This is a genomic window from Corynebacterium glyciniphilum AJ 3170, from assembly GCF_007673095.1.
In the GTDB taxonomy this organism is placed as follows: Bacteria; Actinomycetota; Actinomycetes; order Mycobacteriales; family Mycobacteriaceae; genus Corynebacterium.
Window position 1 is genome coordinate 1 of the sequence record NZ_VDYZ01000237.1, and the last position, 269, is coordinate 269.

Annotated in this window: 1 protein-coding gene; it reads left to right on the forward strand. The window is 63.9% G+C overall.

Features of this window, described 5'->3' with window-relative positions:
* On the forward strand, positions 1–182 hold a 182-nt coding region (locus FS507_RS18225; protein WP_222121472.1), incomplete at its 5' end, for a hypothetical protein.
* Positions 183–269 lie beyond the last annotated feature (87 nt).

Here is a 269-nt window from a genome sequence, read left to right on the forward strand (position 1 = left end):
AAATGGGAAGAGTGGTGGGGGTGGAGGTGGGAGAAGATGAGGTGGAGGTTGGGGGGGTGGGGGAGGGTGTATATGTGGGGGGCGATGGTGTGTGGGATGGGGTGAACGGGTGGGGGGGGGATTGGGTGGAGGATGCGGGAGAGGATGAGGAGGGTGATGGTGGGGATGGAGGAGTGGGGTGAGTTGGATTGGATCTGGAGGAAAGGGTTGAGGAGGGGCTCCTGGTGGCCGTATTGAGCGGCGTCGGGCGACTTCTCGGGGTGGTCGGG